We start from the raw sequence: 15,096 nt of genomic DNA, 5'->3' as shown, positions 1-15,096 counted from the left end.
TAGGGCTTGCAGAGGAAGCCCTATTGTTGCTTAAAAAATCAAGCAATCTTAGTTGCTAAGGCTGATATTAATTTGTGATTACGCACAGAAGCAATCCCATCTTCAACATGTGCTGCCCAAGCTTGTTGGCATTCTTTACTATCAAGCTCTGGGTAGTACATTTTCAGCATTAGCTCAGTCACATCACTAGTCTCACCGAGCCAAGTGTACTTATCTAGTACAAGTGAACCATCTAACTTGGCTTCTTGGCCTTGGTATCGAAAGTCACTTTCAATAGAGCGGAAGAAAGCGATACGTGCCGAAACGTTTGGAGTGATTCCAGTATAGCCCTTCAATTTTTTAAGCTGTTCTTCAGTAGAGCGAGTTAAGTTCATGCGGTTAGGTAGCATTACACTGCCTCCTTAATCGATTCTTTCCAGAAGTAACCTTCTTTTAACGTTGAAGATTTGGTTGTACCGTCGAAACAGATTTCGTAAGTACGTGCAAGATCGTCTTGGATGAGGCTTGTGTAGTTTCTGTCGATCTCGGTATCCGTTGATAAAATAACGACTTGATGACTTGCTGTAGGGAAGTAGTTCTCAACCAGTTTGTCGCGGTGGTGTGAATCTAGTCGGCCTAATGGTGTATCAATGATGATTGGCAGCTTACGACCAGATGTACGACCAAGAGCCTCTAGAATCGAGATTGCGTAGATCTGCTTCTCACCAGCAGACATCGCCTTACGGTTGATCTTAATACCGTGTTCATCAACTAACTCAACATCGAATGTTGCTGGGTTGATTGAGGCTGTGAGTTGTAAATCTTCCTTACGAGCAAGCTTTTTGTATGACTGAACGAACTCATTTTCTAACTGGTTCACACGCGATTTAGTTAGCTGTTCACCAAACTTATCTAGCAATAAGATTGAGTTTTGCGCATTACTAATACTTTGATCTTTGTTCGATTGGTCTTTGTGCTTATCGTGCAGCTTTTGAATTTGACGTGCTGTTTCTAAAGCTAGTCGAAGTTCTCGCTTAGCCTTTTCCAGTAAATCATGATATTCGATAATCAGTTTTTCTTTTTTCTTATCTAATGCGCGGACATCTGCAAACAACTCTTGCACTTGCTCTTGTTCGGGAGCTCGCGCGATATTATTTGAAGCATTGTCGATCTCGTCTTCAACTTTTTGAAGACGTATTCGTGCCTTATCAAAACGAGAAAAAGAATCTTGCGAAAGGTTTGATAACTGGTAATCGATGGTGTTCGACTGACGGTCTGAAATATCTAGAAGTAGATCAGTAGAATCAAATTCACCTACATGAGCTTTAAAGCTGTCTGCGATTGCATTTTGCGCCATCTCAGTATCAAAACTTGGGTATTTTGAGCATAGGGTTTCTAAGAATGAATCTAGCTCATTACCAAAGTTTTGCTTCTTCTTAACCTGCTGCTCTTGCTTGATTTGAGTTTGCAGTCTTTGCATTGCCTTTGGAGCAAGTGAAAATGGAAGGTTGGTTTCCATCTCCATACGGATCTGTTTCTCAAGCTCCACTTTTTCTTTCAGCAAGCTTTCAACTTTTAGTTGTTCATCTTCTCTGGTTTTTGCCCAAGCTCCACCATTTTGTGCAAGCTTGTTTTCCAAAATTTGGATATCAGAATTAGTATGGATAATCTGCTTATAGACTTCGTTTTCAGCTTCGAAGCGGAGTTTGTCTGATTCTCTTTCATGTCTAATACGAATATCTTCGAGATTATCCATCTCTTCTTTTAGAGACTGACTTAAAGCGCCTGCTCCCTGTTTTTTTAAGAAGATGTTCAGATCGCTTTTAAGCTTAGCTATGACATCTAACCCTAGTAGTCGGCGAACTGCGGTTTTTAAAACTGTTCCGGATTCGTCTTCAGCTAGCTCTGCGATTTTCTCACCGTCAAAGAAGAATAAGTCAGCGATGCCTGTTGGAATCAGTTCATTAAGAAAACCTTGGCACTGTTCGTAATTGAGTTCTGGAATTTGGATACCATCTTTCTCAAGGCAAAGGTTGTCTTTCTTGCCTCGTTTCCAGCCGCGAATTACTTTATAGGTGTTTTCTTCGCCGTTCTGGCTGTATTTGAACTCAAGCTCGATCGATGCATTATCTTGAACACCACCATGGCCGACACCTTTGTGAATCAGTTCCGATAAAGCGTCAACGTAGTCACCATTTGAAAGTAATTGACTAAATGATTGACGCCCGAAAAGCGCTAAGCGAACGGCTGTTAGTATTGATGTTTTACCGGCACCGTTTAAGCCGCCAAATAAAATAATAGGTCGTTCGGTCCCTTCGATAGGGCCACTTTTACTTAAACGAGCTGGAGCAGGGCGCAAGTCAATTTCGTGCACACCGCGAAACACGCGAAAGTTGTTTAAAGTTAGTTTTGTAATCAACATTTCAGTATTTAAAACTCTTTTTGAAGCTGTTTATCTAGGTCAGCAAGCTGTTCGTTATAGCGCTCAATTTCTTGTTGGTGAATATCAAACTCGGCTTTGCTTTGCAGTGAAGCATGCTTTTGTTTGATCTCTTCCAAGCTTCCCCAGTCTCGTTTCAATAGCGATGCGATTTTGTTCGAGATACCACTACGACGGCTTAAACCTTCCATAGAGACCTCTAGCTCGATGAGCTTCATGATCATTTCAGGTTCGACATCGAAATTATTGCAAAGCTCATGGATTAGCTGTGCGTCATCTTTACCAAAACTTGCGTTATCGTCATACACCCAATCAAGGTCGTAGCCATAAACGTTTTTAAAAATAGTTGGTAGAGAGTCATCCCAATCCGGCTCATTTGGATCATGGATCCATTCTTGGCGAATAGCATGCAGCTCTGGCACGGTGATTAACTCAATCTCTCGGCCTTCAGCTTTAAATTTATTATCTAGCTCTAGTAATTCACGGAGCCATTGGCGGCGGTATTTAAGCCAGTAAGGACCTGGGACGTGCTTACGTTCGCTAGCAATATCTTCGCCTTCTTTTGCGTATTGGTAACTTACGCGACCGGTACGACGTTTATGGTTTCTGAACTCTGCTTTGTTAGCAGGATCTGTCGTCATTGCTAACTTATTGCGGAACTCAAGAAGAGGTGCCATCCACTCTTCGCCGTTTTGGATAAGGCTTTCCATCGCTCGGTCTTTGGTTACTACGGTACATGTCCAGCAACCAAAACGAGAGTTACCACAAGAGGGGGTAGTTTCGTCAATCACCATTGGGCATTCACCTTGGCCTGAAGAGTCTTTATATAGATTCCAAAGTACTAGGTTTTTACCGCCCCATGGGTTTTCCCATTCTAGGTCATAGTCATCTTTCCAGATGTTTCTTGTACCTAGTGGCGTTTCTTTTGTCTCTAGGTGACATAAACGCAAGATCTTCCAAACATCGTCAACAGCCCATGTATCAATAGGGGTGTAAATGAATGCATTGGCTAGCGTTGTATGACGAGCTAGACGAGAGCCATCAATTTTGTGTTTAGCGATAACCTGAGCACGCGAGGCACTTTCTTGGCTACGTGAACCCAATACAACAATCACCTCATCAAATTGAGATACTTTGCTTTTAATGAAGTCACTAACTGGATCGATCTTCATTCGCTCTGTACACCAGCGAAATGAACGTGTCGGTGCTGGGTAGCCTTTACCAAGAAGACTTGACCAGAACGTTTGGTCTGACTCTGGTACAACTTTGTGACAGCTGATTGGCAAGTCGTCGCGCTTGGCTCCTTTTTGTATCGCAGCTAAGGAGTCTTTAATGTGGTTAACAACAACAGGTGTCTCGACCAGTGTGTCTGATGAAACAACAAATACGGGTTTGTGGCGTTGTTCTTTTTCTAGGCCAAGTAGTGCCATATAGATTAAAGACATGATAGCGGAGGAGTCTTTACCACCACTGTAGCCAATCACCCATGGGCGGTTGTCTGCACAATAGACGCGTTGAACGTCAGCAACATAGTAGCTGAGTTTGTTATTTGCGAACTCTTCAGCGTTGATGAATTCTTGGTATTCTTCGGCGAGATCTTCTGCCAATTTTAGCTCGTGTATCATGATAACTGCTTCTCTAGAGCTTTTTCTTCTGGGGTTAGTGGTAACCCCAGTTCAATTTTAAGTGCGTTTGCCGTGAGCTGAATATTGATGTTTGATTTACTCAACTTGCCGTGGTTCATGCTACGCTTTATCCATTCAGGGTTGGTTTTCAACCAATTAACTTTCCCTAGTAACTGGAGCTTTTCTTTCCATTGTTTTGGCTCTTGGCACAACAGGTGTTTACCCAAGACGCCAATCGCATGCAGCCCGACACCATGTGCGTGGATGTATTCTTGGCGAAGCTGTGCAGGAGATACTTGTTTGTCGATCACCATTTGCCAATCTTTAATATGGCGAGTGACCTCTTCCCAAAACTCAGCAGCTAACTGCTTCTCTTCTTCAGTGAAACCATCTTTAGGGCCTTTACTTAAAAGTGCTCGTGTTGATTGTTTAATACTGCTTAAAGTAAATAGCTTGTTCGACTTTGGACTGATGTTGGACTTTTCCATTTCAGTCATTCCGGTGAAGGGCTTCACTTTAGCTGCTAATTCACGCGCTAATTCAGAGCTTTCATCTCGGTGATCGTAGAGAGTGCCAAGAGATGGACTGGGTTTTACTGCGTATTTGTTTAAGTCAGCAAACATTTGTTGGCTTCTACCTAAACCTTCATCGATGAAGAACAATACTGGAATGTTGTCTTGCCCAAGGTCTGGATTCTCTCTTAGTGCTTCTTCTATCGCTTTACGACGGTGTTGGCCATCGTTAATTAGAATCTGCGCATCCATTGGGATTTGAAGTGTACCTAAATTAGGCGCACCTTCATGATCGTGGAAAGATATATCAACTCCAACCGATGCTGTTAATGCTGAGAATACGTATTCTTTAGGGTTGTCGAGTAGGTATCTGACCATTTCAGGTATGCGAGTCTTGTTTAATGTTCTTTGAGCTCTAAGCTCTGGTGGAACATCATCTTCGTTATAACTGAAAATCTTCGGGATGATTCGAAGAGGGCATGTCGCAATGTAAAATGGACGTCCTGCTTGAATACCTCTGACAGCTGGAAATGAATAGCAATAGCCTGAATCTTGATTTTGCATAGTGAACTCTAAGTTATGTTATTTGCCTATGACATAAACCATAGTTGGTGTGTCATATTTTGACAAACTAAGCTTTTAGTTTGTTATGCTTTAGTCTTATCTATGCGAATTATTACATAGGTATGCCAAAATAGGCTGAATATTTTACAGGTATGTAGGTCAGAATTCTATGGTAACGATAGGTTTTTATCGTACTAAAAAATCGCTATTTTGAACTTATTGTAAACCCTTTGATTTCTTTGTGTTCCTTCCCTAAAAGCACCTCAAATTCTGTTCTTATCATCTGTGTTTCTTCGGTTGGTTCAAACTCCATGAGCTTTGCTAACCGTTTATCAAAACTCTGTTGTTTCTTGTAGTCCTCGTGCTCGGCTGACATGTAAAGGTGCTTATTCAGGAGTGGTGGCCTGCGATCTTCATTAACGTAATCGAAGAAGTCGATATCTTGTTCTGCCATCTTTATCTTTATGCGTTCTACTAAGAAGGGAACCGATTTATCGAAATCATCATAGGCGGTGAGGGTAAGTTTTCCGGATGTGATATGAATTTTAATTAGGTCTATTTCTTCATCCAGTTCGCCATACATTTGCAACCCTGCACCAACGTATACTCGCAGCAGCAATGGCAAATCATCAATAAAGTCTCGGTGTAGAATCAATGAATGTCCTTCATTGAGAAGGCTGGCTGGTAACTGGTGATGTGCTTTCTGGCATTGCTGATGAATTAAGTCGGTGTCTGCAATCGCGAACAGTAATTCTGCAGCCAGGTTGATCGCGGTTTTGTAGTCATCAAACAAGGCTTTGATGTCGCGCTTTAGCGGCTCTGGTTGCTGCGTATAGGGTTTTCTTTTCTCAAACAGTCCCATAGTAAAATAGAGGAGAAGATCTTCTTTTCGGCTCTTTTCTGCTTGTTCAAACTCTTTGGTATCAAACATCTCTTGCAGTAAGTTAAAGGTTTTTCTGTGTGAGCCTATTAACTCTCGAATTTTGTCAGATTGTTCAAATTCATCATTGGCAGGAATACGCCCTAGCTCTAAGCAGGTGTTCCAAAAGTCATTAAACAAGTCTTGATGCTGGGTAATAAGCAGTTTGGCTTTGTCTTTGGCTTCAATAGGCTCTGGCGAAGTCAGTTGCTGCCATTTATGGTGGCGTTTGTATTTACTCTGCAGGTACTGTTGCTCTTCCAATTTGTCTTTGAAGATATAGAAAATACCAGGCGCGACGGTAATGGCGTCTTCTTGTAGGCTTCTCTCTATGTACGCTTTGATCTCTGATTGCGCATAGTATTTTTGGAAGGTGTTACGAGAGGTGATGACCCCATCCTTATAAGGCTTGAACTGAGCAATGTAGTTTTCGTTGGCCAGCATGACAGAAACCACCAGAAATTTATCTGCTAGCTCCCATGCGCCTAGTAGGGCATCGAGTCTTTCATCTTGATCTTCTATTACGTTAAGAACAAACCCTATGTTTACGATATCAGAATTGGATTTGTCGTTGTCGGGTTGAAAGTTCGGATCCCAACCCAGAGCGTCGAGGCCATGTGCTTCGAGCTCTCTTAAATCGTCTCCGCGGCCGCAGCCGTAATCGAAAATTGAGTGCTCGCCTTTTAAGTAACCATGTTTAACGAGAGTCTTCATTGGTGCAGAGAGTTCATGGCGCACGATGGCAGTTCTGTGCCTATCAATCCCTGCCTCTTCTTGCGTTGTCATAGAGGAGCATCGGAATAGTCGACCATCGACAAGCTCGTAACCATGGCGTGCTATTAGGTTTTCCCAAGAACGTTTAAAACCAATCAAACGGCTGTTTTCGTACAGGCCTGCATTCTCGCCTTCTTGTGTGAGTGAAACAAAGTGCTCGTAATATTCACTTGTTGGCAAAACCATGGTTTCTTTTCTATGTAAGATCGGTGGGTTTTCAGATTCGCGATAGCCTGTAATTTTGTGGCTTAGCTTAGAGAGGTCTACATTGAGGCTTTGTTCTAATGCGGGATAGGAATCAGTATAAAAATCAGGGTAATGAAGAAGAGATAAACGGAACTCTTTTTTAAACAGCTTAACGAGGTTCCAGTCTTCTTCATCTAAGTTAACGGCTTTTGCTACGGCGGGAATGAACTGTGTTAATACTTTAGGCAATGCGCTGAATGCGTCTTTATGAAGATAAATGGCATCGGGAAGTTGTTTTCCAACTTTTATTTGAGAGGTAAGTTCAGCAAATAGCTCTTCGTTCATTCCTATTCCTTAGGTGTTTTTGAAGATTATAAATCATCAAACAATGCCTGTGTGGCGCTGCCTTTTGCACTTTTTGTGTTTACGCGAAGCCCATCACTTCGGCGTTGTCGGATAAGGGCATATTTTGAATTATCTGTCCCAACGCTAATATGCAGCGGTTTATCTTTGCCATAAAAATAGAGGCGGTCGAATTCTAAATGTGTACAGATAAATCGAGCGACCTCATCCATACGTTGCTCATACCCTTCAACATAAATATCACACGCAGCCCCATTTCGCTTACAGATACGGCTATCCCGGGAGTTGAGTTCCATAGAGGCATGTTGGTCAATATCTGGCGCCATATCTCCAGGGCTATTTTTCAATACCCACCTCAAAAGAGGATGGCTTGTATAACCATAGGTCACCGTTACTTCTCCCAGTGAGCGTTCGATAGGCTGTAAAATTTGAACCGTTAAACACTGAAGCTCAGTGGCAGAAAGTTTATTAACCTTGTTGTCTCCTAAGTAATTAGGGTGCCTAGACTTATGCCAATCAATAAGCTTGTGGTGCATATTCTGTCCTTAGGATTCTTGCTTCCTACTATATTTAACGAACGACGACAGCAAAATCAATGCAATTCGGGGGCTATGTATGTTGTTCATTCTCGCTTTACTCTGCATTTTCTTATTGGGATATCTAGCCCAAACCACAGGCCTCTGTATGGTGAGAGGAATAAAAGAGGCGATAAAAGGCTCACCAATGTTCATCGTCGCGATTGTTTTTAGTGGATCGCTAGCTTGGGTCTCCATGGGATTGGGCTCAGTGATTGAGGGGCGCCAGCTGTCTACGGCTTTTTGGCCGAGTTTGTTCTCACTGCTTGGTGGCTTTCTATTTGGTATTGGCGCGGCAATCAATAGCGGCTGTGGGGTGTCTACAGTGAGTAGATTAGCTCGCGGCGAAGTGGTTATGTTGGCGACGATATTAGGGTGGTTTGTTGCATGGCTGGTGTTTGCTCCAGTTTTACCTTCGGAGTTGAAAGGTTCTAGGTTGGTACTGTCCGATTTTTCCAGATACGTATTCCTTGGAAGTATCTCGCTCACAATTGTAGTGAGCTGTTACTTTATGAACTCGGTTAATCGTAAGCTGTGGTTTTCGATGCTGGGTATTGGCTTAACGGCAGGTTTTGTATTCCTTTATGAACCACACTGGACGCCAAGTGGGTTGCTGAAATCTATAGGGACTTCTCTTTGGCACGGTAAAACCGAAGATTGGCCAAGTAGTGAGCGTTTTATCTTGATGATCTCTCTGTTAGTTGGAATGGTTAGCGCCGCGTTATTTACTGGGTCGTTTTCACTGAGGTTAAGCCCTATACGTCGATTGGGTAAACATTTGGTTGCTGGTGTGCTTATGGGGCTTGGCGCTGTGATGGCTGGTGGAGGGAACGATACTCAACTGTTAGTGGCGATGCCTGTACTTTCTCTGGCGGGTGTTTTTTCTGTGTTAAGTATCATTGTTGGCATATATACCGGAGTTAAGTTGATTCAAAGTCGATAGTTAGCGACAGTACAAGCTAGTGTAAGTTTGCAATTTGAGAACATAATGAAATACATCGGAATTGATGGCTGCAAGGCGGGGTGGATCGCTTGGATTGTCTCTGGCAATGAGCTACCTACGTTCAAAGTGGTAAACACGCTCGATGAGTTAGTCGATGAACTTGCAGGTTCGACGACGTTAATCGATATGCCGATTGGTTTTAGCGATTCACAGACTCCGAATAGATTATGCGACAAAGCAGCAAGGCGTTTTCTTACCAGCAAACGTGGATCTTCGGTGTTTCCGGTACCGTGTCGTGAGGCGGTTTATCAAACCGATTACATTGCGGCGTGCAGTGCAAATGTGGAGCAGCTTGATAAGAAGTTTTCTAAACAGACTTGGGGAGTTGTGCCCAAGATTCGCGAGCTTGATGAGCTCATTGAAACTCATCCCAATCTTTCTATCAGGGAATCACATCCTGAAGTGGTGTTTGCAGCATTGAAAGACGAACCGCTGACGTTTTCAAAACGAACGCAAGAAGGCAAAGAGGAACGGCTTTCTATTATTCAGCAGCTATCCCCTCAATGGTGTGACCGCTTGTCGTTGGCCATTTCAAATACCAAACGTAAAGACGCCGCGATAGACGATATTTACGATGCGTTCGTACTTATGTTAGTTGCCTATTACGCTCCGCAATTATCGACCTTACCTGAACTTTCTGATGTTGGTGGAGAAGCTGACAAGGATCAGAACGGACGAGTTCGAGAGATTGTCTATTGGGACAAAACGCGCTAACAAAGCGTGCGCTCAACTTGGCTTAATATGTTAATTTCTAATCCCTGCTACTTTTCACTCTTACTATTATTGAGTCTTTGATATGAAACGTTTTATTGTCGGTTGGCTGGCTACTGTGCTCAGTGCTGCGAGTTATGCCCAAGTCGCTCCTATATCTCAATGGCAATGTGACATGATGAAAAAGAACAATGTCTTGAGTAGCGGTGCCCCCGTTGGTTGCGAGCGGTTATCCAAAGTGGATTTCGATTTCATTAACTTTAAAGGGGAAACGCAACAGGGCAATATGATCGTGCTTGATGTTGTTGCGCCTTCTGTTGGGCAAATTTTTTCAGAGCTAAAACTGCGTAATTTCCCTCTTCATTCTGCACGTCTTATGCGTGAGTTTAAAGGTGACGATAATGCATCGATGGACGCTAACAACAGCAGTGCGTTTAACGCTCGTCCTATTACAGGCGGAGGTGGTTGGTCGAAACATGCTTATGGCGTGGCGATAGACATCAACCCAGTTCAAAACCCTTTCTTAGAGTTCGATAGCAACGGAACAATCACGGTAAAGCCTTCACAATCTGCGACTCGTTATGTGAACCGTACTCGTTTTCGTGCTCGTGATGAAATTGAACGCCGCGGCATGGCTGAAGATGTGGTGGAGCTGTTTGCCCATCACGGATTTATGATCTGGGGAGGGGATTGGAATAGCCCAATCGATACTCAGCATTTTGAGGTTGGATCAAGAAAGTTCGTTAACCAACTGCTCTCTAAACCACAACCTGAAGCCGAGGTGTTATTTGAGCGCTACGTCAAATCTTATCGACAGTGCTATCTCAAAAATAAAGGTGAGGACGCAGAAAAAGCTCGAGCTATCTGTGCAAAGAAAACAGTCGGGACTTTTTAGTGCTATGTTTATCTAGAACCGTTTGTGTTTTAGCAAGTTAAACTCGCTTCAGGTGTGTTTTGAATAGCTAAGGTCAGCGCTCGTCGTTGGCCTTTTTTGTATTCATTTCTTCAATAGAACACCGAGCATTGAAAAGGTTATTGGGTATCCATTAGTCAATAATCGATAAGCGAATGCAGCGCAAAGTCATCGGTTTGTCATTTAAAAATTCATAGCGTTAACGTTATGTGAGAACCATTGCTGGTGGGGGAACTCTTCGCTGAAACGCCAGTATTATTAGTGAACTGATCACAACGGACCAACTAATGAAAAAGATACCTTTGGCTCTAACTCTTTTAAGCACTCTACTTTTTTCACAATACACTTTGGCTACAGATACTTCACACACCACTCAAAATCCTACTTACGAACTCGATGGTAAGTCGGTATTAGGCCGCACTGAGAACGTGTACCTATCTAGCGTTCAAGGGTTAAAAGACGTTCCTTTCATTGGTAAAATTGATACTGGTGCGGAAACCACTTCTATGCATGCTGAAGACATTCATGTGAAGAGCTCTAATGCTGACTACCAAAACCTCAAAGACAAAGAGTTGATGGCGGCGTTAACCGAAGACCTGTTGAATAATTCCGATGTTGATTATGATGATTGGGATGGCAGCACCTTTGCAAAATATGAAGCTGTGGTGTCTTTTAAGGTTCAAAACCCGCGGACGGGAGACATGGTATTAATCGAAGCGCCTTTAGAGCGTGTCAGCATGATACGCAGCCGCACCAGCAGCACGCCTTTGCTTCGCCCTACCGTAAAAATGTCGCTCACCATTGCAGACCAAGAGCTAAAAACCGACGTTAACCTGACCGACAGAAGCCACTTCTCTGCGCCAGTGCTGATTGGTAAAACCTTCCTTGCGGATAACGCGCTGGTGTTTGCAGGTTATGACTATTTACAAGAGCAAGAGAACGCGACCGTTGTTGGCCGAAAAGAGGTGGTGTCTATCTCTGGAATGGCGATGAACGCGACCTTCTCATTAAAAAATCGCTACAGCATCCTTCATGCAAAAGACATCGATATAGATAAGAAGAACAGTGAAGTGACGTTTGATATGTTCGACAACGACGGCAAGCAAAAAGAGATGACATTGCCGTTGGTTCGTATGTTAAGCGTGAGCGGTAAGAAGAGACCTTTGGTGTATGTGCCTGTTCAACTCGATGAAAACACAACTAAAGACGTTCTGGTGTACCTACGTGAGCGCTCGAGTAGTGAATCGCAGTTGAGATTTGGAACCAACACCGCCAGCGAACTCTTCATGATTGACACCAGTGCTGAGAATATTTTATTAGAAGGTTCAGAGAACTTTAGTGATGTGGCTGAGTCTGGTGAGCCTATGATTATCTCGCCGGAAGAGGACATCACCCTAGATGACTTCCCGCTTAAGGCTGTGGCTTCTTTCACTGTCAATACACCTTTGCTGAAGGTCGACAGTTTTGAAATGACAGGTAAAGGCAAAGATGCTTCCGTTGAATTTTATCTTACGGATGTAAATGGTGAGAAGCAGAAGGTGACCAAGCCAATTATTAAGAAGCTTAAAGTCGGGGATGATACTCGCCCTGTTGTAAGTGGTGAGTTTGCGGTGTCTGGAAAAGTGCGTACGCAAGAGTTCGCCATCGACGTGCTCAATACAAATGAGAAAGAAGCGTACTTTATTTTAGGCAAGAAGATGGCAAAAGAGGGCGTTTACGTTAATACGCGTTCTGATTACCTTCTGAAAGCCGAACCACTGTTTAAAGTTGGGCATATTGAAGTAGTAGAAGTGAACGGCATGAAGTTCCCGGCCAAGCTCGACACTGGTGCGGATGTAAGCTCAATGAACGCAGTCAACATCAAACGATTTAAGAAAGATGGCCAAGACATGGTGAGCTTTACCTATCAAAACAACCAAGGCGATAAGCAAGATTTCACCAAGCCAGTGATTGATGTAATGCGTATCAAAGCCAAGAAAGGCGAGAAGGTGAACATTCGCCCTGTGGTAGAAATGAAGGTTAAGCTCGGAGACCTAGAGAAAGAGGTGAGGGTAAACCTTCAAGACCGTTCTCGCTTCGAATACAGCATGATCCTAGGTAAGAACTTCTTGAAGCACGGCGCAGTAGTGAGCAGCGATGAAGATTACTTGTTAGGTGATATGGAGTAACCCCTAAACTTATCTAAGTTCGTAGCAGAACAGATCTAAACAGCCACACATTTCAGTATTGGGATGTGTGGCTTTTTGTTGATTGTTAATTGTTGCCGTGACAATATTTCAAGTAATCGTTTGTTTTTACTCAAGAGACAGATCGACTAGACTACAATGAAGTGGAATTCACTTTAATTTTTAAAACATCGTATTCGGCAGGCGAGTAAATCGTGCTGTCGGATCGAGAGAGAGAGCATGTCAAAAGCAGAAAAATCTTCGCGTAAGCTTAGTTTAATTATTATTTCGGTTATTTTAGTAGTGTGGCTTTACAGTTTGTGGGCCGACCGCGTCACACCAATGACGGGGATCGCCCGTGTTCACTCTTATATTGTGCGTATTGCTCCTGAAGTTTCTGGCAATATCACGTCTGTGCAAACTGAAAATAATCAGGTCGTTGAAACGAACCAAGTGTTGTTTGAAATTGATGCTCGAAACTATCAGATCAGTTTGCGTTCCGCTGAAGCGAATCTTGCTCAAGTAGGCCAAAATATTGGCGCAAGCACAGCGGCGGTTAACGTTGCACAAGCGAAAGTGACCGAGGCGGTTGCGGCTCGGGATAATTCTCGAGAGCAAGCGAGTCGAGTGAGTGAACTCGCCAGTAAAGGGCTGGTTAGCCGCTCTGAATTAGACAACGCCATAGAGAATCGTGATCGTGCTGAAGCGTCATTGAAAGCCGCAGAAGCCTCTTTGGTTCAGGCAAAACAAGCGTTAGGGCCAGAAGGGAGTGATAATCCACAAGTGTTGGCGGCGATTGCAGCCCTTGAGCAGGCTCAGCTCAACTTACAGAAAACCCAAGTGATGGCTCCTTCTCATGGCGTGGTGAGTAACCTACAACTGACGGTAGGCCAGCGAGCAACCGCAGGCTCACCTGTTTTGACCTTTGTTGATCCGCGAGAGGTGTGGATATCTGCGTTATACAGAGAAAACTCGCTAGAGCATATACAAGTCGGGCAAAGAGTTGAGATCGTATTGGATGCGTTACCGGGGCGAGTGCTATACGGCACGGTTGATAGCATTGGTTGGGGAACGGGTGGCAGCAATAGCACTGACCAAGAGACTGGCTTTTTAAATTCAGACACCAATTCTATTGCCGCGCAGCGCTACCCAGTCAATATTGTGTTTGATCATGGTGAGGTTCCAAGCAACATTCGTTTTGGTTCACAAGCCACAGTGGCTGTCATGACAGAGCAAAGTACCCCAGGTGAGTGGCTTGCTCAGCTTTGGATGAGAATTCTAAGCGTGTGGACTTATGTTTCATAGCTCAGCTAACTCCATTATTCGATTGGTGTTACTGCCGCTTTCGCTATTGTTCTACCATCAACAAAGTGGGCAGATGCTCGCTGTTTTGTCGCCCATATTTGTTGTGATGTTCATGACATTGATGCCATCCAAACCACCGATTAATTTAATATTAAAGGTGATTGTTGCATTAATCTTAATCAGCTTTGGTGTGGTGTTTTTTGGTAGTGTATTGGTCGACTCGCCAACCGGTTTTGTCCTCTATTGCTGGCTATTGCTGTTCTGGAGTTATCAGCGTAGCCATCAGAATACAAAAGATATCATCGCGACACTGACCATTATCGTGGTCATCGTGATGGTGGTGGTCAACAAGCAGATGCATCTCCCAATGGCGGGATTGCCCCTATTGTTCTTTGAAAAGCTGGTGATAGCTTTGATCGTCACTTACTTGGGGTTCTGGTTGTTCCCGGGGGATGAAGTGAATGTCCTTCCGACTGCGGCCGTTTCCGATGCGCCCACTACTGGTGACTATATCATGGTTGCATTTAAAGCGACCGCGGTTGTGGTTGTGCTGGCGATTTTGGTAGGAAATTCGGTGTCACAAACGATGTTGATTGCGATTACGCTTGGCAGTATGTTGAAAAGCCCATCGAATCACGACCACCGTACATTCAGCCGAAACAAGCTTGTCACCACTGGCGTTGGCATTCTGTTTACGTTACCTGTGATGATCATGATGGTGTCAGGCGCTCCAATCTTGGTTATTTATGGCGTGAGTTTGGTGTGTGGTTTGCAACTTGCGTGTTTTGCTATCAGGCGGCAGGCGAATCTGACGATTTATCAGCTCTTGTTTACTAATTTTACGACCTTGGCTTATCAGATCATCAGCCACCCAGGATCTGCGTCCCTCTCGGCACAAATGACACGTCTATTTGCCATTGTTTGTGCAGTCATGGTTGGCGCAGTGGTACTGGGCTTTCTCAGCAGTAATACTAATCATAGTCATACCGATCACAGTAAGTGATTAATATTTATAAGTAATAATAAGGGGATAGCTCTGCCGAGTTATCCCCTTTTCACAAT

The 15,096-nt window shown here is 43.7% G+C and carries 12 protein-coding genes; 6 read left to right on the top strand and 6 right to left on the bottom strand.

The window, feature by feature from the left end:
- Positions 1–38: 38 nt before the first annotated feature.
- The 6 genes from dndE to AB4558_RS01250 all read right to left on the bottom strand — a co-directional run bounded on the left by dndE (position 39) and on the right by AB4558_RS01250 (position 7,898).
- Positions 39–389 carry a DNA sulfur modification protein DndE gene (dndE, locus tag AB4558_RS01275; protein ID WP_102479233.1) on the bottom strand — a complete coding sequence of 117 codons (351 nt, stop codon included), beginning with the start codon at positions 387–389 and terminating at the stop codon, positions 39–41.
- A complete protein-coding gene (gene dndD / locus AB4558_RS01270) occupies positions 389–2,401 on the bottom strand; it encodes a DNA sulfur modification protein DndD (protein ID WP_372157734.1) in 2,013 nt (670 codons plus the stop codon). The genes dndE and dndD overlap by 1 nt, the downstream gene beginning before the upstream one ends.
- Before the next feature lie 8 nt (positions 2,402–2,409).
- A complete protein-coding gene (locus AB4558_RS01265) occupies positions 2,410–4,044 on the bottom strand; it encodes a DNA phosphorothioation system sulfurtransferase DndC (RefSeq protein WP_372157731.1) in 1,635 nt (544 codons plus the stop codon).
- A complete protein-coding gene (gene dndB, locus AB4558_RS01260) occupies positions 4,041–5,120 on the bottom strand; it encodes a DNA sulfur modification protein DndB (RefSeq protein WP_213865439.1) in 1,080 nt (359 codons plus the stop codon). Before dndB ends, AB4558_RS01265 begins: the two co-directional genes overlap by 4 nt.
- A 205-nt stretch (positions 5,121–5,325) precedes the next feature.
- Positions 5,326–7,344, bottom strand: coding sequence for a DNA phosphorothioation-associated putative methyltransferase (locus AB4558_RS01255; protein ID WP_372157729.1), 2,019 nt, complete (start codon positions 7,342–7,344; stop codon positions 5,326–5,328).
- A gap of 26 nt (positions 7,345–7,370) precedes the next feature.
- Positions 7,371–7,898, bottom strand: a complete 528-nt coding sequence (locus AB4558_RS01250) for a hypothetical protein (RefSeq protein ID WP_372154783.1) — start codon at positions 7,896–7,898, stop codon at positions 7,371–7,373.
- A gap of 187 nt (positions 7,899–8,085) precedes the next feature.
- Here AB4558_RS01250 and AB4558_RS01245 point away from each other — a divergent pair, with 187 nt between their 5' ends.
- The 6 genes from AB4558_RS01245 to AB4558_RS01220 all read left to right on the top strand — a co-directional run bounded on the left by AB4558_RS01245 (position 8,086) and on the right by AB4558_RS01220 (position 15,037).
- Positions 8,086–8,880 carry a YeeE/YedE thiosulfate transporter family protein gene (locus tag AB4558_RS01245; protein ID WP_017065618.1) on the top strand — a complete coding sequence of 265 codons (795 nt, stop codon included), beginning with the start codon at positions 8,086–8,088 and terminating at the stop codon, positions 8,878–8,880.
- Between the two features lie 45 nt (positions 8,881–8,925).
- Positions 8,926–9,654, top strand: a complete 729-nt coding sequence (locus AB4558_RS01240) for a DUF429 domain-containing protein (RefSeq protein WP_372157727.1) — start codon at positions 8,926–8,928, stop codon at positions 9,652–9,654.
- Positions 9,655–9,736: 82 nt separating this feature from the next.
- On the top strand, positions 9,737–10,546 hold the full coding sequence (locus AB4558_RS01235) for a M15 family metallopeptidase (RefSeq protein WP_372157725.1): 810 nt from the start codon (positions 9,737–9,739) through the stop codon (positions 10,544–10,546).
- Positions 10,547–10,851: 305 nt separating this feature from the next.
- Positions 10,852–12,732, top strand: coding sequence for an ATP-dependent zinc protease (locus tag AB4558_RS01230; RefSeq protein ID WP_372157723.1), 1,881 nt, complete (start codon positions 10,852–10,854; stop codon positions 12,730–12,732).
- Between the two features lie 237 nt (positions 12,733–12,969).
- Positions 12,970–14,034: an HlyD family secretion protein gene (locus AB4558_RS01225; RefSeq protein ID WP_017059741.1), complete on the top strand. Its 1,065-nt coding sequence runs from the start codon at positions 12,970–12,972 to the stop codon at positions 14,032–14,034.
- Positions 14,024–15,037, top strand: coding sequence for a DUF2955 domain-containing protein (locus tag AB4558_RS01220; RefSeq protein ID WP_017059742.1), 1,014 nt, complete (start codon positions 14,024–14,026; stop codon positions 15,035–15,037). Before AB4558_RS01225 ends, AB4558_RS01220 begins: the two co-directional genes overlap by 11 nt.
- Positions 15,038–15,096 lie beyond the last annotated feature (59 nt).

This window comes from Vibrio sp. 10N.222.51.C5, assembly GCF_041474575.1.
Taxonomy (GTDB): Bacteria; Pseudomonadota; Gammaproteobacteria; order Enterobacterales; family Vibrionaceae; genus Vibrio; species Vibrio crassostreae_C.
Note: the sequence above shows the minus strand (reverse complement) of the source record. Positions and strands in the feature narration are given on the sequence as shown.

Excerpts from the sequence above, each read along its gene's own strand:
- dndE (WP_102479233.1), bottom strand. The coding sequence starts at position 389 with ATGCTACCTAACCGCATGAACTTAACTCGCTCTACTGAAGAACAGCTT.
- dndD (WP_372157734.1), bottom strand. The coding sequence starts at position 2,401 with ATGTTGATTACAAAACTAACTTTAAACAACTTTCGCGTGTTTCGCGGT.
- AB4558_RS01265 (WP_372157731.1), bottom strand. The coding sequence starts at position 4,044 with ATGATACACGAGCTAAAATTGGCAGAAGATCTCGCCGAAGAATACCAA.
- dndB (WP_213865439.1), bottom strand. The coding sequence starts at position 5,120 with ATGCAAAATCAAGATTCAGGCTATTGCTATTCATTTCCAGCTGTCAGA.
- AB4558_RS01255 (WP_372157729.1), bottom strand. The coding sequence starts at position 7,344 with ATGAACGAAGAGCTATTTGCTGAACTTACCTCTCAAATAAAAGTTGGA.
- AB4558_RS01250 (WP_372154783.1), bottom strand. The coding sequence starts at position 7,898 with ATGCACCACAAGCTTATTGATTGGCATAAGTCTAGGCACCCTAATTAC.
- AB4558_RS01245 (WP_017065618.1), top strand. The coding sequence starts at position 8,086 with ATGTTCATCGTCGCGATTGTTTTTAGTGGATCGCTAGCTTGGGTCTCC.
- AB4558_RS01240 (WP_372157727.1), top strand. The coding sequence starts at position 8,926 with ATGAAATACATCGGAATTGATGGCTGCAAGGCGGGGTGGATCGCTTGG.
- AB4558_RS01235 (WP_372157725.1), top strand. The coding sequence starts at position 9,737 with ATGAAACGTTTTATTGTCGGTTGGCTGGCTACTGTGCTCAGTGCTGCG.
- AB4558_RS01230 (WP_372157723.1), top strand. The coding sequence starts at position 10,852 with ATGAAAAAGATACCTTTGGCTCTAACTCTTTTAAGCACTCTACTTTTT.
- AB4558_RS01225 (WP_017059741.1), top strand. The coding sequence starts at position 12,970 with ATGTCAAAAGCAGAAAAATCTTCGCGTAAGCTTAGTTTAATTATTATT.
- AB4558_RS01220 (WP_017059742.1), top strand. The coding sequence starts at position 14,024 with ATGTTTCATAGCTCAGCTAACTCCATTATTCGATTGGTGTTACTGCCG.